Source organism: Stenotrophomonas sp. SMYL8 (assembly GCF_036320065.1).
Lineage (GTDB): Bacteria > Pseudomonadota > Gammaproteobacteria > Xanthomonadales > Xanthomonadaceae > Stenotrophomonas > Stenotrophomonas maltophilia_A.
Genome location: NZ_JAWIRR010000022.1, coordinates 1 through 20281 on the forward strand (window position 1 = coordinate 1; position 20281 = coordinate 20281).

At 66.1% G+C, this 20281-nt stretch carries 14 protein-coding genes; 7 read left to right on the forward strand and 7 right to left on the reverse strand.

All coding sequences use genetic code 11. From position 1 onward, the window contains the following. Positions 1–49: 49 nt before the first annotated feature. Complete coding sequence (locus V3B25_RS15945) at positions 50–2485, reverse strand: TonB-dependent receptor (protein WP_329810983.1); 2436 nt, start codon at positions 2483–2485, stop codon at positions 50–52. 214 nt (positions 2486–2699) lie between these two features. On the opposite strand from V3B25_RS15945, the gene V3B25_RS15950 reads away from it, so the two are divergent. The 4 genes from V3B25_RS15950 to V3B25_RS15965 all read left to right on the forward strand — a co-directional run bounded on the left by V3B25_RS15950 (position 2700) and on the right by V3B25_RS15965 (position 8206). Next, complete coding sequence (locus V3B25_RS15950; protein ID WP_071229653.1) at positions 2700–3182, forward strand: DUF3574 domain-containing protein; 483 nt, start codon at positions 2700–2702, stop codon at positions 3180–3182. 36 nt (positions 3183–3218) lie between these two features. Beyond that, positions 3219–4076 (forward strand): SH3 domain-containing protein, encoded by an 858-nt coding sequence (locus V3B25_RS15955; protein WP_329810984.1) that lies wholly within the window; start codon positions 3219–3221, stop codon positions 4074–4076. Between the two features lie 132 nt (positions 4077–4208). After that, on the forward strand, positions 4209–5927 hold the full coding sequence (locus tag V3B25_RS15960) for a thiamine pyrophosphate-dependent enzyme (RefSeq protein WP_329810985.1): 1719 nt from the start codon (positions 4209–4211) through the stop codon (positions 5925–5927). 674 nt (positions 5928–6601) lie between these two features. After that, complete coding sequence (locus tag V3B25_RS15965) at positions 6602–8206, forward strand: membrane protein (RefSeq protein WP_049422959.1); 1605 nt, start codon at positions 6602–6604, stop codon at positions 8204–8206. Between the two features lie 79 nt (positions 8207–8285). On the opposite strand, the gene V3B25_RS15970 is transcribed toward V3B25_RS15965, so the two are convergent. Together V3B25_RS15970 and V3B25_RS15975 are read right to left on the reverse strand one after the other, a co-directional pair. Continuing rightward, positions 8286–8996 (reverse strand): glutathione S-transferase, encoded by a 711-nt coding sequence (locus V3B25_RS15970; protein ID WP_049422958.1) that lies wholly within the window; start codon positions 8994–8996, stop codon positions 8286–8288. A 95-nt stretch (positions 8997–9091) separates the two neighbouring features. Further along, on the reverse strand, positions 9092–9583 hold the full coding sequence (locus V3B25_RS15975; RefSeq protein WP_049422957.1) for a hypothetical protein: 492 nt from the start codon (positions 9581–9583) through the stop codon (positions 9092–9094). Positions 9584–9737: 154 nt separating this feature from the next. On the opposite strand from V3B25_RS15975, the gene V3B25_RS15980 reads away from it, so the two are divergent. Beyond that, positions 9738–10562, forward strand: coding sequence for a DUF3014 domain-containing protein (locus tag V3B25_RS15980; RefSeq protein WP_329810986.1), 825 nt, complete (start codon positions 9738–9740; stop codon positions 10560–10562). Positions 10563–10629: 67 nt separating this feature from the next. Further along, positions 10630–11982, forward strand: coding sequence for a retropepsin-like aspartic protease (locus V3B25_RS15985; RefSeq protein ID WP_329810987.1), 1353 nt, complete (start codon positions 10630–10632; stop codon positions 11980–11982). A gap of 6 nt (positions 11983–11988) precedes the next feature. Here V3B25_RS15985 and V3B25_RS15990 read toward each other — a convergent pair whose 3' ends face one another. Genes V3B25_RS15990 through V3B25_RS16005 form a run of 4 tightly spaced genes read right to left on the reverse strand, consistent with a single transcriptional unit; the run spans position 11989 to position 17417 of the window. Next, a complete protein-coding gene (locus tag V3B25_RS15990) occupies positions 11989–13086 on the reverse strand; it encodes a cytochrome c peroxidase (RefSeq protein ID WP_329810988.1) in 1098 nt (365 codons plus the stop codon). Between the two features lie 35 nt (positions 13087–13121). Beyond that, complete coding sequence (locus V3B25_RS15995; RefSeq protein ID WP_329810989.1) at positions 13122–15911, reverse strand: secretin and TonB N-terminal domain-containing protein; 2790 nt, start codon at positions 15909–15911, stop codon at positions 13122–13124. A gap of 53 nt (positions 15912–15964) precedes the next feature. Beyond that, the gene (locus V3B25_RS16000) at positions 15965–16933 is read right to left on the reverse strand and encodes a FecR domain-containing protein (protein ID WP_329810990.1); all 969 of its coding nucleotides are present in this window, start codon (positions 16931–16933) and stop codon (positions 15965–15967) included. Beyond that, positions 16923–17417 carry a sigma-70 family RNA polymerase sigma factor gene (locus V3B25_RS16005; protein ID WP_329810991.1) on the reverse strand — a complete coding sequence of 165 codons (495 nt, stop codon included), beginning with the start codon at positions 17415–17417 and terminating at the stop codon, positions 16923–16925. Before V3B25_RS16005 ends, V3B25_RS16000 begins: the two co-directional genes overlap by 11 nt. 253 nt (positions 17418–17670) lie before the next feature. Here V3B25_RS16005 and clpB point away from each other — a divergent pair, with 253 nt between their 5' ends. Beyond that, positions 17671–20256, forward strand: a complete 2586-nt coding sequence (gene clpB, locus V3B25_RS16010; protein ID WP_329810992.1) for an ATP-dependent chaperone ClpB — start codon at positions 17671–17673, stop codon at positions 20254–20256. Positions 20257–20281: the final 25 nt, after the last annotated feature.

Sequence of the window (20281 nt, forward strand, 5' to 3'; positions counted from 1 at the left end):
CGTGCGGACCAACGGTCCGCACCCACCGGGAGTCATTGGTCCAATGCAATCAGAACGTATAGCGGACGCGGCCGTAGTAATACGCGCCATTGCTGCCGATCGGCGACAGCACGTCATACGGCAGGTTGCCGAAGTAGTGGATATCGCTGTTGGATCGATCCGGGTAGTTGTCGGTCAGGTTCTGGCCGCCGATGGCCACGCTCCATTGCGGGGTGATGCGGTACTCCACTTCCGCATCCAGCTGCCATTCGGCCTGGTAGGTCTGGCGCGGGATGTAGCCATCACCGAAGTTGAACACGCGGGTGGCGCTGCCATAGCGGTTCACGCGGGTGCTCAGCGACCAGTGGTCGTTGCTCCATGCGGCCGAGAAACTGCCACGCGTACGCGGCGTAGCATCGGTGAGCGTGTTGGTTTCTTCGATGCCGAACAGCACGTAGTCCGGGTTCAGTGCACGCAGCTGCGCCGGCGTGGCCAGCACGTTCTTCAGCGTGGTCTTGGTGTACGCATAGGTGCCGGTCAGCAGCAGCTGGCCATCGCCCAGCGACTGGCGCCAGTTGGTGACAAGCTCGGCGCCGCGGGTGCGGGTATCGGCGGCGTTGACGAAGAAGCTGGCGCTCTGCAGGCCGCTGACGCCGTAGTTGGCGGCGACGTAGTCGGTCAGCGCATCACCGGTGATGCTCTCCGACAGCGCGATGCGGTCGTCGATGTCGATCTGGAAGAAGTCCAGCGACAGGTCGAAGTGCTCGCCGATGCGGCTGGTGAAGCCCAGCGAGGTATTGATCGACTTTTCCGGCTTCAGGTTCTGCGCACCCAGGCCACGGGCGATCGGATTGTTGACCGACAACAGGCGGCCCTGTACCAGCTGGCCGCCAGCGTTGTAGCCGGTCGAGGTGGATTCGTAGCCGATCTGCGCCAGCGACGGTGCGCGGAAGTTGTTGGAGATCGCGCCGCGCAGCGCGAACGCCGGGGTGAATTCATAGCGCAGGCCAAGTTTGCCGGTCAGTTCACCGCCGAAATCGTCGTTGTGCTCGTAGCGCGCGGCCAGATCGGAGGAGAACTTCTCGCCGAACTGGCTGGACAGGCTGGCGTAGGCGCTGGCCACGTCGCGCGACAGGCGCGCCGCATCCTGCGGGGTCAGGCCGCCACCGGCCTGCGAGCCGGTAGGGCGATCGGTGTAGGGGCCGGCGGCGTAGCTGGCCGGGTCGCCGGGACGGGTCTGGTAGCGCTCGTGGCGTGCTTCCACGCCCAGGCCCAGGGTGTGGCTGATGCTGTCGCTCTGGGTGAACACACGACTCAGATCGAGGTTTCCCACGGTCTGTGCGTATTCGTAGTCGGCGGTCTTGAAGCGGGTCGGGCTGGTCGGGCCCAGCGACGCGTTGAGCGAATCACGCAGGCGGTAGGTGAAGTCGTTCTGGCCGTAATCCAGGCTGCCGTCGTAGCTCCATTCACCCCACTGGCCGCGCACGCCGGCCACAGCCTGCACGTCGCGGTTCTCGCCTTCGGAGATTGGCCGGTAACCGTTCGGATAGACCTGCTTCCAGTTGGCGTCGCCATCGGGGTAGCGGAAGTAGTTCGCACCTTCGGTATCACGCTGGTTGAAGGTGCCGAACGCATAGAACGTAGACGTCTGGCCCACCGGAATCTCGGTGTTCAGCCACAGGTTGATGTCCTTGCTCTTGCCATCGCCCAGCACGTAGTTGCGCTTGCCCTGCAGCGCCAGGTTGTCCGGCGTCTGGTCCCACGGCGGAATCTGGTCGAAGCCGGCGCGGTTGGTGCCGTTGCGGTGCTTGTACTCCAGGCCGACACGCAGGAAGCCGCCGTCCTCACCCAGCGAGGTGCCGACCTTGGCGCTGATGTTGCCGGTCTGGCCGTCGGTGAGGGTACGGCCGATCGGCTTGAGGTCGGTGTGGTTGGCACCGTAGCTGGCCTCGATCTCGCCGCCGTCACCGCCGTTGTCGAGGATCACGTTGATCACGCCGGCCACCGCATCGGAGCCGTACAGCGCACCGGCGCCGTCGCGCAGCACTTCGATGCGCTTGATCGCGCTGACCGGGATCGAATTGAAGTCGACCGGCGTGGTGCCCTTGCCGATCTTGCTGTCGGTGTTCACCAGCGCGGTGTGGTGGCGGCGCTTGCCATTGACCAGCACCAGCACCTGGTCCGGCGACAGGCCACGCAGCTGTGCGGCGCGCACGTGGTCGGCGCCGCCGGAGTTGGACTGGCGCGGGAAGTTGAACGACGGCAGCAGGGCCTGCAGCGCACTGCCCAGCTCACCATTGACCACGCCGGCCTTGCGGATGTCCTCGGCGGTGAGCACATCCACCGGCGAGGTGGATTCGAGCACGGTGCGGTCGGCGGCACGGGTGCCGGTGACGATCACGGTGTCGAGGTTGGTAGCGTCCTGGGCCAGAGCCGGGACGGCGGTGGAGGAAAGCGCGAGGGCGATGGCGAGGCCGAGCGGCGACGCGGGCAGGCGGATGGACATGGGGGCTCCAGCAACAACGACGACGGGGAAGGGGGAGATGGTTTCACTTACATCCATCCGGATGAAGCGATATATTATCTTCGCGTGATGGCCGGTGCCGATGCAAGTCCCTGCCGGTCCGGCATGAGTTGATGCCCCGTTGGCATCAGCACGCCGGACCGGTGGCGCTGTACGCTGCCGGCTCGCCTTGTCCCCCTTCCCCGGAGCTGTACCGATGAAACACCTTGGCCTCGTCTTCGCCGTGCTGCTGGCCACCAGTGGCTGCGCCAGCCTGTCCTCTCAGGCGCCCAGCGCCTATGCCACGGCCACCACCGCCGAACTGAAGGGTGATGCCGCACGCCCGTCCGCCGGCCACGGTTGGGTGCGCAGCGAGCTGTACTTCGGCGTGGGTGAAGAGCAGGGCGCTGGCAATCGCCCGCAGGCCGACACCATCAGCGATGCGCAGTGGCGCGCTTTCCTGGACAAGGAAGTGACCCCGCGCTTCCCGGATGGACTGACCGTGTTCGATGCGTATGGCCAGTGGCTGTTCCGCGGTGATGCCGCGCCCAACCGCCTGCGCACCAAGGTGCTGGTGGTGCTGCACGAGGACACCCCGCAGCGCCGTGCTGATATCGAAGCGATCCGCCTGGCGTGGAAGCAGCAGACCAAGCATCAATCGGTGCTGTGGTCGCGGCAAGCGGTCGAGGTATCGTTCTGAGTTGAAGGTGCCGCCGCGGTGCCGCAGGGAGCGATGATGAACTACAGGGAATGCCTGCTGGGCCTGGTATTGGCAGGTGTGCTGGCACCGACGGCGCAGGCGCGTGGGGACGATAGCGAAACGCTACGCTTCCAGGTGGCCGCGCATGTGCAGGCGCATGCCGATCCCCAGCAGGACGGCAGCATCGCAGTGCAGCTGTCACCGTCAGGCAAGCGCCAGACGCTGGCGGGTGCGGCGGATGCCGATGGCAATTCGCGCTGGTCGCTGGAAGACGTCGATTTCGATGGATACCCGGAACTGGTCGCGCGTGCATCGGTGGGCATGGTCAACGAAGCGGTGACGGTGTACCACTTCGATCCGTCCAGTGCCGGGTTCCGCGCGCTGCAGGCCGACACCCACGGCAACGACAGCTGCGGTGACCTGATGGGGTTGAGCGTGGATGCTGCCACTCGAACCCTGACCAGCAGCTGCCGCAGTGGCCCGATGTGGTACGCCGACCAGTACCGGTTTGCAGGTGCGAAGCTCTATCTCTACCGCAGCGAGAGCGTGCTGATGCTGGGCGACACGGTGAACGCCGCGTTGCAATGGGAACAGAGCGACGAGCAGGGTCCGCTGGCGGTCTGGCGCACCTATGATCCCGCCGGTCGTGTGCTGGAGACCGCCATCGCCGATGGCCTGGGCGCACCGCCGGATGGGCCACTGCGTGGCGAGCAGGCCACCGTGGTGCCAGCGCGCCTGTTCCTGTTCGACCGGCCCGGTGCATCCAGCACCAAGCGTTATCTGGTGCAGGGCGACCGTGTGGAAATGCTGGATGAACAGGATGGCTGGATGAAGCTGCGCTACCGCAATCCGAAGCTGGGCGCGGTGGAAGGTTGGATCAACGTCAACGATTGAAGAAAAAAGGGGACGGAGGGAATTAAGTCGTTTGTGCCGTTAACGACTTAATTCCCTCCGTCCCCTTTTTTTGCGGTGGCATCACTTCATCGGGTCTAGCCTCGGATGTTCCCCCGTTCGAGGATGTATCCGATGAGCAAGCGCGTGGCAGAAATCGTGGTGGACGCCCTGCAGCAGGCTGGTGTCCGCCGTTGCTACGGCATCGTGGGCGATACGCTCAATCATGTGACCGATGCGATGCATGGCAGTGACATCGCCTGGGTGCACGTACGACATGAGGAAGTGGCCGCATTCGCCGCCGGTGCCGATTCGCTGGTGAGTGGCGAACTGACCGCCTGCGCCGGTTCCTGTGGGCCCGGTGGCCTGCATTTCATCAATGGCATCTTCGAGAGCAACCGCAACCGCGCGCCCATGGTGCTGATCGCCAGCCAGATCGTTACCAGCGAGCTGGGCATGGAGTTCCCGCAGGAAGTGGACTTCAAGGCGGTGTATGGCAGCTGCACGGTGTTCTGCGAGCAGGTGCACAGTGCCGAACAGGCGCGACGCGTGGTGGCGCTGGCCTGCCAGGCCGCGATCAGCCGTCGCGGCGTCGCCGTAGTGATCCTGCCGGCCGACATCAGCGAGGCCGAGGTGAAGCACGATGTGCCGTTCTCGGTGCACTACACCCAGCCGGTGCTGCGTCCCTCCGACGCGGAACTGCAGCGTATCGCCGAGTTATTGGGGCAGGGCAAGCGCATTGGTGTCTACGCTGGTGCCGGTTGCCAGGGCGCGCACGCGCAGTTGTTGGAACTGGCGCGCAGGTTGCAGGCGCCGGTGGCGCACACCTCGCGCGCCAAGGACTTCGTCGAGCCGGACAACCCGTACAACATGGGCATGACCGGCATCTTCGGCATCGAATCCGGCTTCCACACGCTGATGGAGTGCGACACGCTGTTGCTGCTCGGCGCCGACTTCGCCTGGGGCCAGTTCTACCCGGACAAGGCCACGATCATCCAGGTCGACCGCGATGGCAGCCACCTGGGTCGCCGCCATCCGGTGAATCTGGGTGTGGTCGGTGACATCGCACCGACGCTGGATGCATTGCTGCCGATGCTGCCGCCGCGCGAGGACAGCAGTTTCCTGGACGAGTGCATCGAGCGCCGTGACAAGGCACTGAAGAAGCGCGAGAAGGAAGAGCAGCCCGGCGAGGGCGAGCTGATCCATCCGCAGCACCTGACCGCGCTGCTGTCGAAATATGCCACCGATGATGCGCTGTTCACTGCCGACGGTGGCTCGCCGATGGTGTGGGTGTTGCGCCACATCCGCGTCAACGGACGCCGCCGCACGCTGACCAGCCTGCTTCACGGCACGATGGCCAATGCGATGCCACAGGCACTGGGCCTGCAGAAGGCGTTCCCGGGCCGGCAGGTGATCTCGCTGTCCGGCGATGGTGGCCTGGCCATGCTGCTGGGCGACCTGCTGACGGCGGTACAGGAGAATCTGCCGATCAAGGTGGTGGTGTTCAACAACGGTTCGCTGAATTTCGTCGAGCTGGAGCAGAAGGTGGAGGGGCTGCTGGACAACTACACCGACCTGAAGAACCCGGACTTCGGCCGCCTGGCCGAGGTGATCGGCTTCCACGGACGCACGGTGACCCGCAGCGAGGATCTGGAGGAGGCGGTGCAGGACTTCCTGGCGCAGCGCGGCCCGGCGCTGTTGGATGTGCATACCAGCCGCGCTGAACTGGTGATGCCGCCGCAGATCGAGGCCAAGCAGGTGGCCGGTACCGCGCTGTATGCGGCCAAGGCGGTGTTGAACGGACGCTTCGACGACGTGAAGCATCTGCTGGTGGACAACTTCCTGAAGAAGTAGGGGGGTGGTTGATGCAGGGCTGCGCCCTGCACCCGCGGTAGTGCCGGCCGCTGGCCGGCAACACCAACAGCAGGAGCAGGTTTCTGAGGGATGGCGGGGTGGGTCCGGTTGCGGGTGACGCTGCAAGTACATCCATGTAAGCTCGGTCGCGCCATCCATGGCGCTCACGCCCCCGCAACCGGACCCACCCCGCCTTCGACAGATCATCGCTGCTGTTGGTAGGTGTCGACCTTGGTCGACACAGTAGATCCACGCCATGCGTGGATAGCGTGGAAATGATCGAATTGTTCTTGTAGAGCCGAGCCATGCTCGGCTGAGAGGCTTCGCGTACAGCAGCCGAGCATGGGCTCGGCGCAACAACGAGAGCCTGCCTTTGCTTTTGATCTTTTGATTCTCTTCCGTGGCTGGCACGCGCAGGAAACTGTCAGGGGCCGTTCGGGATGGGCTGCGCAGGACCGTTGGCGCCATGGATGGCGCCATCGAGCCCCAGGGATGGGTTTACGGCGTGTCCTGCGCAGCCCATCCTGACCGGCCCAACCCAGAAATCGCTGTCCGCGACCAACCCAGCCACGAGGGGCCCCGCCGTTGGCTGGAACCCATCATTCCACGACGGAATTGGCGCCCGGGCCCCGCTGGGCCTACCATCGGCGGTCCCCACCCCCACCGCCCCTTCCATGTCCGCTCCCGCTTCCGCCGCACCGCGTCGCTGGTTCGTCTCCGGCGACTTCAACGGCTTCTTCGGCCTGGTCGTCGACAACCTCTCCATCCTCGGTTTCATCGCCATGGCCCTGGTCGGGATCTTCCAGTTCCCCGCCGACGTGGTGTTCGGCCGCATGTTCCCCGGCACCGCCTTCGGCGTGCTGGTCGGCAACCTGCTGTACACCCTGATGGCACGCCGGTTGGCCGCGCGTACCGGCCGCGATGATGTCACCGCCATGCCGCTCGGCCTGGATGCACCGACCAGCATCGGCATGGCGTTGCTGGTGCTCGGCCCGGCCTTCATCGCCTTCAAGCAGCAGGGCATGGACCCGCATGCCGCGGGTATCGCGACCTGGCAGCTGGGCATGGCCGCGCTGGTCATCATGGGCGTGCTCAAGTTCGTGCTGTCATTCTTCGGTGAAGCGGTCACCCGCGCGCTGCCGCGTGCTGCGCTGCTGGGTTCCATCGCCGGCATCGCGCTGGTGCTGATGGGCCTGCTGCCGCTGCTGGAAACGCTGCGCTCGCCGCTGGTCGGCTTCACCACGCTGGGCCTGCTGCTGTACGTGCTGATCGCCAAGGGCAAGCTGCCGGTGCGTGGCCCCGGCGTGTTGCTGGCCTTCGTGTTCGGCACCGTGCTGTATTACGGCCTTGGCCTGGCCGGGCTGGGCGCACCGGGCTTCCACGTGCCGGCGTGGGTGCCGCCGCAGGTGGTGCTGCCGCTGCCGACGCTGGGTTTCCTCGATGGCCTGCCTGCCGCGATGACCTACCTGCCGCTCCTGCTGCCGTTCGGCCTGCTGATGGTGGTCGGCGGCATCAATGTGTCTGAAAGCGCGCGCGCGGCCGGTGACGACTACCGCACCCGCGACATCCTGCTGGTGGAAGCGGTGGCCACACTGGTGGCCGGTGTCTGTGGTGGCGTGGCACAGACCACGCCGTACATCGGCCAGCCGGCCTACAAGCACATGGGCGCGCGCAGCGGCTACACGCTGCTGACCGGCCTGTTCGTCGGCATCGGCGGCATGCTTGGCATCATCTCGGGGCTGGTGCAGTGGCTGCCGCTGGCGGTGCTGGCACCGATCATCGTGTACGTGGCCATCGACATCACCACCCAGGCCTTCCAGGCCACGCCGCGCCACCATACCGGTGCGATGGTGTTCGGTTTCCTGCCGTCGGTGGCCTACCTGCTGGCGATCAAGGCGCCGGGTTGGATCGCCCCGGACCAGCTGCCGCAGCTGCTGACCAAGCTCGACGGCCATGGCCTGCCTGAGCTGGCGGTGATCTTCACGCTTGGCAATGGCTTCATCATCACCTCGATGCTGTGGATCTCGGCGGTGGCGGCGATGGTCGATGGTCGCCTGCGCCGCGCCTGCGGTTTCCTGCTGGTGGCGGCGGTGCTGACCCTGTTCGGCCTGATCCATTCGGTGGACCCGCGCGGTGGCATCTACCTGCCGTGGGATCTGGACGGCCTGGCGCGCATGATCAGCTGGCAGTTCGCCGGCGCCTATGTGGCATTGGCGCTGCTGCTGGGCCTGCTGTCACTGCAGAAGCAGGCGGTGAAGCCGCTGGGTGAGAACAGCTGACCCCAGGGTAGTGCCGGCCGCCGGCCGGCATCCTCATGGACCTCGGACGTAGTGTGCAGCTGCCGGCCAGCGGCCGGCACTACCGCTCTCCATCCAGTTCCGGGTAGTGGCGGAAGATGCCGTTGGTGTTGAACGGCAATCGCCGTTCCGAGTCCAGATAGGAGGCAATGTTGGGTCGTTTCGCCACCCGCTCCTGCAGCGCGCGCAGCAGGGGCAGGGTAGGTTCCAGTGCCTGCATGCGGCGTGGGAACATGTAGTTCAGCCCGCTCAGCAGCTGGAACAGCGACAGATCCACATACGAGTGCTCGCGCAGTGCATGGCGGCCACCGTTGGCGGCCAGCACCTGCTCGAAGTAGCCGAGGAACTTCGGCAGCCTCTCGCTGCGCAGTGACGCGGCGCGTGCCTTGGCTTCGGTCTTCTGCTCTTCGTAGTACCTCGATGCAGCGATCGGATGGTGGGTGTCATGCACCTCGGCCACCAGGTCGGCGATGGTCAGCTGCAACTGCAGTGCCTGCGTCCGCCGCGAGGCCGCCTGCGGCACCAGGTCCAGCGTCGGGCCCAGGAAATCCAGGATTGCCGCGACCTGCGCGATGACCTGGCGACCGGCCTTCAGGAACGGCGGCGCGAAGGGCTGCGCACCTTCATTGCTGCCATCGAGAAACGGCTGCATCACTGCATCGCCGTGCGCCCGCGCCATGTCGATGTAGTCGGCACCGGCATCCTCCAGCGCCAGGCGCACGAACTCGCCACGGCCCTGGATGCCGGTCCAGTAATACAGCGCGTACTGCATGGCTGTGTCTCCACGGGACAGGATGCATAGCGTCGCGCTGCTCGCGCAAAGCGGGCGTGAGTGCAATGCCTACCTGGCGTTGGATGTCGGAGTGTTCAGGCCGATGGCGCGACGGTGATGATGTCGTGTTCATTGACGCTGCCAGCCAGCGTGTAGCGATATCCCTTGGCCAGCACTTCAACGTAGCTGTCATGTGCGGCAAGGATGAAAAGCTGCAGGTCGTGGACATTGCGGGGATCGTAGTGCGCGAGCAGTGCCGCCAGGCCAGGATCGTGGATGACCCGGTAGAAGCCGGGGAAAGGGCAGAGACCGGTTTGCCGCCAGTGCGCGGTTTCATCGGCTGGTCCGGTTTCCTCGAAGATCTCGCCGTGGCGCATCTCGTGAAAATTTCCGCCCCGGCAACGCGCTTCATGGACAAGTTCGAAATCCACCTGCAGTGAGCGGTAACGCATGCCCGGCTGCGCTGCATAGTCCTCCAGCGTCTGTGCCTCCACGTTCACCTGTGCGCTCGCGTTCTGCTCTCGATACACCAGTGTCAGGTCGAGCGTGCTGATGCGGAAAGGCACCGGTTCCGGGCGAAGCTCCATGGGTCGTTCGTCGAAGGGGCTGGACTGCTCATTGGGCCGCCCGTCGCACTGCGCTGTCAACGCGTTTCCCGAACCTTACCGGAACGGGTGGGGAACCCACGGAAATCAGCCGGGTCACACCTTCTCCATGCGTGTGAGAACGAGGTGCTGCATCATGCAGAGTGGAAAAGCAGTTTGGCCCTGGGTGTTGGGCGTGGTGGTGATCGGTGGCGCGGGCGGTTGGCTGTTCCGCGACCAGCTGAAGAGCCTGGCGGACGGAGTTTCGGTGCCGGTGCAATCAACCCCGGCCAGTACCGGCGCACCGCCACAACCGAAGGCGGCCGCAGAACCCGCCCCAACACCACCCCCGATCAAGCATCCGCTGGATGCCGAGGCTGCGGCCGACCCTGCGTTGCCCAAGCTGGCTGACAGCGATGCGGCGGCCTGGGGCGCGCTGAGCCAGTTGTTCCAGGGCGAGGGCCCGCTGACCCTGCTGCTGCGCGACCACCTGATCCAACGCCTGGTCACCCAGGTCGACAACCTGGACAAGCCCAGCGTGCCGCCGACCGCGCTGGCCGCGCGCCCGCTGCCGGGCAACCTGCAGGTCGAGCCGGGCGAAGGCGGTGAACGCATCGCCGCCAGCAACGCGGCGCGCTATGCGCCCTACGTGCAGGCGTTCACCGCGCTGGATCCGGCGGCGACGGCCACCGCGTACAAGCGTTTCTATCCGTTGATCCAGCAGGCTTACGTGGACCTTGGCCGGCCCGAGGGCTATTTCAACGACCGTCTGGTCACGGTGATCGACCACCTGCTGGAGACCCCGGAACTGGCCCAGGCGCCGTTGGTGGAACGCGATGAGCGTGGCCGCTACCGCTTTGTCGATCACGATCTGCAGTCGCGTTCAGTGGGGCAGAAGGCACTGCTGCGCATGGATGCCACGCAGGAGCGTGCGGTGAAACAGCAACTGCGCGCGATCCGAAGTTCAATCACACGTGGCTGAAGGCTGCAGCGGCAGATGTCATCGCCACCGTGATACGGTCGGCGTCGGGTAGACAGGAGTAACCTCGATGCATCGAGTGTGGTTGGGAGTGAGTGCGTTGGTTGCCACGGCAGTGGCTTCGGCTGCCGCCGTGGAGACGCCGGACGGCGAACTGAGCGATCCCTATCGCTACACCCGCAGCGTGCGCCTCGCGGAACTGGGAAGGCTGCAGGCGCTGGGCAAGGCCCAGGGGGCAAAGGGACTGCTTGGCCAGGCGGGCTTCTACCGGGTGCGTGGGGAGCTGGAACGCTCCAGCAAAGCCGCCCAGCAATGCCTGCAGGCCGTGGCCAGTGAACCGGCCGACAGCGTGAAGGGAGTTGAGTACCTGTGCTCGGCCACCCTGGCCGGAAATCTGCTGCTGCAGGGCGATATCGCCGGATGGGCAACGCAGATGCTGCAGGTCCGCACGCTGCTGGAGCGCGATATCCGGCCGTTGCTGAAACGTCAGATGGGCGACATCCATCTCGCCGGCATCAGTGAGCCGCATTTCGAGCGTTTCACCGCCTGGCCGCGCAATGCGCTGGCAGTGCCGGCGCCTGCCCGCGATGTCAGCGTTCCCCTGCAGATGAACAACGAACTGCCGACGCTCGCCTTGAAGGTCCATACTGCCACCGGCGAACGCGAGGTGCGCGTGCATCTGGACAGCGGCGCGGCGCGTTCGCGCATCGGGCGCACACTGGCGGCCGAACTCGGGCTGGAGCTGACCGAAGGTTTCATGCTGGCCGATGGCAAGCCCGGGCAGTTGTATGCGCTGGCGGCGCCGGCCGATCTCGAGATCGGCGGTCTGGCAGTGCGCGGCGTTTCCTTCGCGGTGCTGGGTCAGGACGATCTGCCCCGCATCGGCCTGGACGTGCTGCGCGCGCTGGGCCGGGTACGCGTCAACAAGGATGCGCTGGTGATCCAGGCCGCGGCCACCCCAGTGCCGTGCACGCGGCGGATGGCCACGCTGTCGACGCTGTGGGGGGATGCGTATGACGTCCGCTATCCGATCCGCGCCGGCAAGCAGAACGTCTTGGTCAAGGTGGATACCGGCTTCAATGGCGCCTTCCAGGCCCGTGGAACGCTGCCGGCAGCGCCGCCCGCGTCTGCGATCCGGCGCAAGAACGTGATCACCACTGCGGGCAGCGAAGACATCCAGTACGTAGAGGCGACCACGCCGGTGATGATCGGCGAGGAAGTGCTGAACCTGCCGGTGGACATCGGCCTGACACCGGGGCCTGACCCCCTGTTCAACCCGGACTGGCGGGTGGGTTTCGCCGCGACCCAGCGCTACAGCCTGTACATGGACGTTGCCGGCACCTATGGCTGCCCGGTTGCCATTGCTGCCGCGCCGCCGCTGTTGCCACCGAAACCGGCTGCAGCGCCGCCTGCCGGCGGCTGATCGCAGCTACAGGGTCTGCAGGAACGCCTCGATATCCTGCAGGTCCTGGCGGCTGAGCCCGCGCGGCCGCAGCAGTGGATCAGGCGCAGGAAAGGGCGCCGCATCGGCCGGAGGCGAGGCCGGTGCGCGCGGGCGCGCGCCGCCGACGTTGTAGAACACCAGTACGCCGGACAGCGTCGGGATCATGCCGTTGTGCATGTACGGTGCAGTGGCGGCAACGCCGCGTAGCGAGGGCGTCCGGAACCGGCCGCTGTCGGCGGGATCGCCGGTGAACTCATAACGCCCCAGATCCTGCCGCGCGCGCCCATGAAAATGCAGGCCCAGGTTGTGGAAGCCGTTGTCGGTGAGCGCCGCCCCGCTGTGGCAGTTCATGCAACCGGCCTGCGTGCGGAACAGGTGCAGGCCACGCAGCTGGGCATCGTCCAGCGCTCGCGCATTGCCGCGCAGAAAGCGATCAAAGCGGCTGCTGCGCGGTGACAGGCTGCGCTCGAAGACGGCGATGGCCTGGCCAAGCTGCGCGGCATCGATGCGCGGTTGCGCGAACACCGCGGCGAAGTCAGCGCGATAGGACGCATCGCGGCGCAGGCGACGCACGGCGCCCTGCGTGGTGAAGCCCATTTCGATGGGATCGGCGATGGGATGCAGCGCCTGCGCTTCCAGCGTGGCCGCGCGTCCATCCCAGAACAGCGGTGCCACGTGCGCGCTGGTGGCCACGCTGGGCGCATTGCGGCGGCCGGACTGGCGTCCGTGCCCGAAGGACACGTGACGACCGTCGGCCCAGCCCAGGTCCGGATCGTGGCAGCTGGCACAGGCCAACTGCCGCGACTTCGACAGGATCGGGTCGAAGAACAGCCGCCGGCCAAGCGCCACCTTGGCTGGCGTGGAAGGATTGTCCGGTGGATCTACGGGCGACGGCAGTGGGGCCAGTTCCTTCCACGCCACGCCGGGTTCGACCTCCGGCGCGGGCCAGCGCGTACTGGGGCTGCTGTAGAGCGCACGCAGGCAGGCGCCATCCCAGCGTTCCGCCTTGCCCGGAGCAGGCGCGCAGACCGGCTGGGAAGGACGTGGCTGTGCAGCGCTGGCCAGCACGGCGCTGACCAGCACTGCAATCCAGCCAAGCCTGCGGCGGCGCGCGGGCCTCAGAACCGGTAGCCCACTTCGAGCCAGAACGAGCGTCCCATTTCGTAGTACGGCGCGCGGCTGACGCTGCTGGATACGTCATTCACCGCGCGCCGATCCAGCACGTTGAACACATCCACGTTGGCAAAAACCGTGCCCATCGTCGACAACGGCTGCTCCCAGCCAATGCGCATGTCCCAGATCAACGAAGGGGCAAACCGCCGTCTTTCCCAGACCGCAACACTCTGGCCGTCATGGACATCCTTCAGTCCGGTGTCCCGTATCGCGCGATAGCCGGCCCGGTAGCGCAGCGTATTGCCCCAGGTCAGCCGGGCTGCCGGGATATGCGTGGTGGTGGCCAGTCGCGCGGTCCATGGGCGAGTGAAGTTGTCTGCCGGACGATCGCGGTAGCGGATGTAGCTGCCGTCGTAGCGGATGATCGGATTCTCGTAGTACGCGGTGCTGAAGTCGTCCTCGTAGTCGGGCGCAGAAGAGCGGCTATCGGTCCAGTCCAGCGCCAGCAGGCCCGTGGTGCTGGTTCCGCCGAACTGCAGGCGGCGCAGGGGGCGCACGGTAAGGCTGATGATCTGCGTCTCGCTGCGGCCGTCGTTGCTCCAGGTTTCGTAGTGGGTGGCCAGTGAAGGGTCATCCGCGCGTTCGTCCTGTACCCGGCTGCTGGAACGCACGACCTGGTCACGCCCCTTGCGGCTGACGACCTTGCCGAGGAACTCCCAGCCCTTCCATTGCTGCTTGACGCCCAGCATCAGCTCATCGTCGTAGGCGATTCTCAGGCGATCGAAATGCAGGCCGTTGGCGGTCTGCGTGCCTGCGGTCCACTCGCTGTCGAGGGTGGGGCGGCGCTGGTTCCTGTATTGCAGCCGATCAAGGCCATCGCGCAGCCGCCACGTGGCCGCGTTGCGGCCGTAATAGCGGTTGGCGCCCGCGATCAGCTGGGTGTCGCCGGCGGCGTCGAGATCCAGTGACATCGCCAGGCGGGGTGCGACCGTGGTGTGCCGCATGTAGCTGTCATGGTCGATGCGCAGGCCGGGGCGCAACGACAGGCGTCCCGCGCGGATGCTGTCTTCGGCGTAGGCGCTCCAGCTGTCGATCTGGAAGTCCAGCCGGCCGCGCGTGTAATAAGTGCGGCTGGTGAAGAACTGTCCGGGCCAGTTGCTGGTGTTGGCGCGGCCGGTGCGGGTCAGGCCCATCCAGCAGGTCTGCGTGTCGGTGATGCCGGCCTTGTTGGTACAGCTGGTGGTGCGTGCCGGCGAGACATAGATGTAAGTGTCGTCCAGGCGCTCGTAGTCGACATCCTGGTGCTGGTACTGGACGCCTGCCGCGAAACGATGCTCCATGCCCAGCCAGCGCTGCGGTGCCAGTATCAGATCGGCACGGTACTGGAGCGTCTTCTGTGCCTGGTCAATATCGCCGAATTCACCTTCCAGCGAGCTGCCCGAGGTTCCCCAGTCCTTGCCCTCGGCCCAGTGCCAGCTCATGTAGTCCGCAGACTGTGGATGGCGGGACTGCTCGGTAGAACTCCAGCCCACCTGCTGGGTCAGAGTGCCCCATTGCGGCGACCACGTCGCCTTGAGCATCGCCTGGCGGCCACCGCCAATGATGTCGATGCCGGCACCGGGGACGTTAGAGCGGAAGTAGTGGGATTCCTCCGGCGCACGGGTAAAGCTTGCCTCGATGTCGAGGGTGTCGCTCGCTTCCCAGACCGCCTTGACGAACAGATTGTCGATGCTGCGCCGCTGGATCTGTTTCTCCGGATGCGCATCGTCGACCAGGTGCGACTGCAGGTTGTAGGTGGGAATGGTCGAGCGCTTGCGGGTGAAACTGGCCAGGACGCCGATGCGGTCGGTCAGATAGCCTTCCAGATCAGCGCGCGTGGTGGTCTTCTTGAAGTCCGGCTGCCCGTCATTCGCGCCGGACGCCTTCTGGTAGCTGTCTGCGACGGTGGAGTCCAGGTGGTAGCGTGTCCACGAAGATCGCGAGGACTGGGTGGACAGGCGGCCGCTGAAGGCGCGCGATGGTCGTCGGGTGCTGGCTTCGACCACGCCGCCGTTGAATCCACCATAGGCGGCCGAAACGTTGCTGTCATGCACGGTGACGTCTTCCAGCAGGCTGCTGTCCAGTGCCAGCGCCTGCGAGCCGCCTGGAACGGAGAACAGCCGGTACACCTCCGGATCCGCGCCCGGGTCGATGTCGTTGTTGAAGTTCATGCCATCGACGATGAACGCGTTCTGATAGAACTTCGCACCATTGATGCTGATCTCCGCAGGGCGGATTTCGCCGGGGCTGAAGCTGCCCTGGTCGGCATTGTCGAACTGCACGGCGGGATGGATGCGCAGCAGCCGGGTGATGTCACCGTTGCCGGCGGCCTGCGCCGCAACGTAGCTGCGGTCCAGTTGCAGGCTGCCTCCGAAGGTCGAGCCGGCGTCCTGCCCCGGCACGTGCAGGGTACTGGTGCGTCGTGCGCCTGCCGACACCTGCGCACGCTGCAAGGTGTAGCTGCCATCGGCGCGCCGCACCGCGCGCAGCCCGCTGCCGTGCAGCAGTGCGTCGAACCCTGCGTCCACGTCCAGGCCTGTGGCAATCGATGGAGCCTGGCGGCCACGGGTCAGCGCGGGGTCGAAGGACAGGGCCACGCCATGCTCGGCGGCGAACGCGCCAAGTGCACTGCCCAGCGAGACGGTGCTGCGCTGGACGTGCAGGGATTCATCGGGCGGTGATTGAGCCAGCGCGGGTGTGGCGGTGAGCGCGGTGGCGAGGAGGCTCAGTCGAAGCCGGGGCAGGTTTACGGTCATGGGGAGGAAAATGAGGGGTTCATACCCTCTGCCACGCGACGCTCGGAAAAGTGTCAGCCGCGATGTCCCGCAGCCGACACGTGGATCCACAGCCCCTGCTCGATCCGCAGCGCATGGGTGGCGGCAAGCATCGACAGGCTGCGTTGCAGGTCGTCCAGCGGGAATGCGCCGGACACCGGCAGGCCGGCGACGTGCGGATCCACGCGCAGCCAGCGGTGCTGGTAGCGCCCCAGCTCCTGCAAGACCTGTTGCAGCGGCATTGCATCGGCGACCAGCATGCCCCGGACCCACGCGTCAGCGCCGGGTAACGCAGGTACGGGCAGTGGCAGCCGGGCCAGGTTCCAGCGCAGCTGCTGCCCGGCGTCGACCTGGCGCTTTTGACCCTGTGTGGAGATCCGCACCGCGCCGTGCTGGACCACCAGCAGGGCGTCGTCCCCGAACAGGCGCACGCTGAAACGGGTGCCAAGTGCCTGCAGCGTGCCGTAGGGGGTTGTAACCCGGAACGGCCTCGCCGGGCGTTGTGGATCAGCGGCTGTCTCCACCAGCATCTGCCCATGCCGCAGCCGCAGAAGGCGCGCATGCGCATCGAATGCGACGTCGACCGCAGTGCCGGTATCCAGCTGCAGCACGCTGCCATCGTCCAGCACCCGCTGTGATCGTTCGCCCACGGCGGTACGGACGCTGGCATCCCACGCCGCGTCATCCCACAACCTCCATGCCAGCCAACCGCCGAGTGGTGCCACCAGCAGTGCGGCAACGCTGCGCAGCACGGCGCGCCGGCCCGGCGAGGGCGCGCGTTGCAGTGCGCTGTGGGCCAATGGCGGTGGCACCTGCCCGCTCAGCGCCAGTAGACGCTCGGCGCGCTGCCACGCACGTGCATGGTCGGGATCGGCATCGTGCCAGCGCTGCCACCGCGCCCGCTGCGCCGCGCTGCCGTCTTCGTGCAGGCGCATCAGCCAGTCGGCGGCCTGCTCCAGCACACGTGGCGGTAGGGCCGGTGCGGCGGTGGTCTCAGCCGGCATGCGCCAAGCAGCCCAGCAGTGCCCGTTTCATGTGCCGCTTCACCGTGGACAGCGACAACCCCAGCTGTTCGCTGATGGCTTCATAGCGGAGCCCATCGAACTGCGCCAGCAGGAACACCCGGCGCGCCATTGCCGGCAACCCGTCCAGCATCGCATCGATCTGCTGCAGGGCCTCACGTACCAGGGCCTGTTCTTCCAGCGAGGGCAGCACCGGCTCTGGGAACTGCGCCAGGTATTCCAGGTAGGCGCGCTCCAGCGCCTGGCGGCGGAACCAGTTGGCGGCCAGCCCACGCGCCACGGTGGTCAGGAACGCACGCGGCTCACGCAGCGCAGCGAGATCGCGTCCCTGCAGCAGCCGCGCGAAGGTGTCCTGGGTGAGTTCGTCGGCCACATCGCGATTGCCCACGCGCCCGCTCAGCCAGCCGTGCAGCCAGACGCGATGATCGCGGTACAGCATGCCCAGTTGTTCGTGTCGGGGGCCCATGAAAGGGGATGCGTGGTCTTGATCGAAATGAGAATGATTCGCAAGTATCGCATCCGCGATGCCCGGATTCCAGTGCCAGGCGCGCAGTGGCTTGCGCAGGATCAACGCGCCGACCACACCCGTTCCGGCATGCTGGCCGCAGGCTGACTGGCCTCGGGGTGCAGTCGCAGTCACCCTTGAAACGGGGTGGGGCAACCGCATTTTTCCAGCATCGCCGGCGCGGGCCGGCCCTGATGACCGATGAGGATTCGCAATGCGGATGGACAAGCTCACCTCGCGTTTCCAGCAGGCGCTGGCAGACGCACAGTCGCTGGCCGTGGGCCGCGACAACAGCATCATCGAACCGGTTCACCTGTTCAGCGCGCTGCTGGACCAGCAGGGCGGCAGCACGCGCCCGCTGCTGGCCCAGGCCGGGGTGAACGTGCCGGTGCTGCGCGAGCGCCTGAACGAGGCGCTGGATGCACTGCCGAAGGTGTCCGGCCAGGCCGGCAACGTCTCGATGGGCAATGACCTGGGGCGCCTGCTGAACCAGACCGACAAGCTGGCCCAGCAGAACGGCGATGCCTTCATTGCCAGCGAGTGGTTCGTGCTGGCGGCGCTGGACGACGGCGGCACGCTGGGCATGGCGCTGCGCGCCGCCGGTGCCGACAAGACCCGCCTGCAGGCTGCGATCGACAAGCTGCGTGGCGGCGAGAACGTGCAGTCGGAGAACGCCGAGGAACAGCGGCAGGCGCTGGAGAAGTACACCATCGACCTGACCGCGCGCGCCGAGAGCGGCAAGCTCGATCCGGTGATCGGCCGTGACGAGGAAATCCGCCGCACCATCCAGGTGCTGCAGCGCCGGACCAAGAACAACCCGGTGCTGATCGGCGAACCTGGCGTTGGCAAGACCGCGATCGTCGAAGGCCTGGCCCAGCGCATCATCAACGACGAAGTGCCCGAGGGCCTGCGCGGCAAGCGCGTGCTGTCGCTGGACATGGGCGCGCTGATCGCCGGTGCCAAGTTCCGTGGTGAGTTCGAGGAGCGATTGAAGGGCGTGCTCAACGACCTGGCCAAGAGCGAAGGGCAGATCATCCTGTTCATCGATGAGCTGCACACCATGGTCGGTGCGGGTAAGGCCGATGGCGCGATGGATGCCGGCAACATGCTCAAGCCGGCGCTGGCACGCGGCGAGCTGCACTGCGTCGGTGCCACCACGCTGGATGAGTACCGCAAGTACATCGAAAAGGATGCCGCGCTGGAGCGCCGCTTCCAGAAGGTCTTCGTGGGTGAGCCGTCGGTGGAAGACACCATTGCCATCCTGCGCGGGCTGAAGGAAAAGTACGCGGTGCACCACGGCGTGGAGATCACCGACCCGGCCATCGTCGCCGCTGCGACGCTGTCCAACCGCTACATCACCGACCGCCAGCTGCCGGACAAGGCCATCGATCTGATGGACGAGGCGGCCTCGCGCCTGCGCATGGAAATCGACTCCAAGCCGGAGGAGCTGGACCGCCTGGAACGCCGGGTGATCCAGCTGAAGATCCAGCGCGAGATGCTGAAGAAGGAAAAGGACGAGGCGTCGCGGCAGCGCCTGGCCGATCTGGAGAACGACATCGATGCGCTGGAGCGTGAGTTCTCCGACCTCAATGAAATCTGGAAGTCGGAGAAGGCCGCGCTGCAGGGTGCGACCAAGATCAAGGAGCAGGTCGAGCAGGCCAAGCTGGAGCTGGAAGCCGCGCAGCGCCGCCAGGATTTCGCCAAGATGAGCGAGATCCAGTACGGCCTGCTGCCGCAGCTGGAAAAGCAGCTGGCCGCTGCGCAGGAAGCCGAACACAGGGACTTCAAGCTGGTGCAGGACCGGGTCACCGACGAGGAGATCGCCGAGGTCGTGTCGCGCTGGACCGGCATTCCGGTCAACAAGATGCTCGAAGGTGAGCGCGACAAGCTGCTGCGGATGGAAGAGGTGCTGCACAACCGCGTGGTCGGCCAGGAGGAAGCGATCAAGGTCGTCTCCGATGCCGTGCGCCGTTCGCGTGCGGGCCTGTCCGATCCGAATCGCCCGGCCGGTTCGTTCCTGTTCCTCGGCCCGACCGGCGTCGGCAAGACCGAGCTGTGCAAGTCGCTGGCCGAGTTCCTGTTCGACAGTGCCGACGCGATGATCCGCATCGACATGAGCGAGTTCATGGAGAAGCACAGCGTCGCCCGCCTGATCGGTGCGCCCCCGGGCTACGTTGGTTACGAGGAGGGTGGCTACCTGACCGAGGCCGTGCGTCGCCGTCCGTACTCGCTGATCCTGCTGGACGAAGTGGAGAAGGCGCATCCGGATGTGTTCAACATCCTGCTGCAGGTGCTGGACGATGGCCGCCTGACCGATGGCCAGGGCCGCACCGTGGACTTCCGCAACACCGTCATCGTGATGACCTCGAACCTGGGCTCGCACCAGATCCAGGACATGAGCGCTGATGACAGCCCGGAGGCCTACACGCAGATGAAGGCGGCGGTAATGGGCGTGGTGCAGGCGCACTTCCGCCCGGAGTTCATCAACCGCCTGGACGACATCGTGGTGTTCCACCCGCTGGACAAGCAGCAGATCAAGCAGATCGCGCGCATCCAGATGCGTGGGCTGGAAAAGCGCCTGGCCGAACGTGGTTTGAAGCTGCTGGTGTCCGATGCAGCGTTCGACCTGCTTGGCAACGTTGGTTTCGATCCGGTGTACGGCGCACGTCCGTTGAAGCGTGCGATCCAGGCGCAGCTGGAGAACCCGCTGGCGCAGAAGATCCTGTCCGGCGCCTTCGTCAACGGCGACACCATCGAAGTCGGCAACGACGGCGGCCACCTGGTGTTCGCCAAGGCGTGATTCACACGGGGCGCTGCCTGATCGC

Coding starts and splice junctions, on each gene's coding strand:
- V3B25_RS15945 (WP_329810983.1), bottom strand. CDS start 2,485: ATGTCCATCCGCCTGCCCGCGTCGCCGCTCGGCCTCGCCATCGCCCTC.
- V3B25_RS15950 (WP_071229653.1), top strand. CDS start 2,700: ATGAAACACCTTGGCCTCGTCTTCGCCGTGCTGCTGGCCACCAGTGGC.
- V3B25_RS15955 (WP_329810984.1), top strand. CDS start 3,219: ATGAACTACAGGGAATGCCTGCTGGGCCTGGTATTGGCAGGTGTGCTG.
- V3B25_RS15960 (WP_329810985.1), top strand. CDS start 4,209: ATGAGCAAGCGCGTGGCAGAAATCGTGGTGGACGCCCTGCAGCAGGCT.
- V3B25_RS15965 (WP_049422959.1), top strand. CDS start 6,602: ATGTCCGCTCCCGCTTCCGCCGCACCGCGTCGCTGGTTCGTCTCCGGC.
- V3B25_RS15970 (WP_049422958.1), bottom strand. CDS start 8,996: ATGCAGTACGCGCTGTATTACTGGACCGGCATCCAGGGCCGTGGCGAG.
- V3B25_RS15975 (WP_049422957.1), bottom strand. CDS start 9,583: ATGGAGCTTCGCCCGGAACCGGTGCCTTTCCGCATCAGCACGCTCGAC.
- V3B25_RS15980 (WP_329810986.1), top strand. CDS start 9,738: ATGCAGAGTGGAAAAGCAGTTTGGCCCTGGGTGTTGGGCGTGGTGGTG.
- V3B25_RS15985 (WP_329810987.1), top strand. CDS start 10,630: ATGCATCGAGTGTGGTTGGGAGTGAGTGCGTTGGTTGCCACGGCAGTG.
- V3B25_RS15995 (WP_329810989.1), bottom strand. CDS start 15,911: ATGACCGTAAACCTGCCCCGGCTTCGACTGAGCCTCCTCGCCACCGCG.
- V3B25_RS16000 (WP_329810990.1), bottom strand. CDS start 16,933: ATGCCGGCTGAGACCACCGCCGCACCGGCCCTACCGCCACGTGTGCTG.
- V3B25_RS16005 (WP_329810991.1), bottom strand. CDS start 17,417: ATGGGCCCCCGACACGAACAACTGGGCATGCTGTACCGCGATCATCGC.
- clpB (WP_329810992.1), top strand. CDS start 17,671: ATGCGGATGGACAAGCTCACCTCGCGTTTCCAGCAGGCGCTGGCAGAC.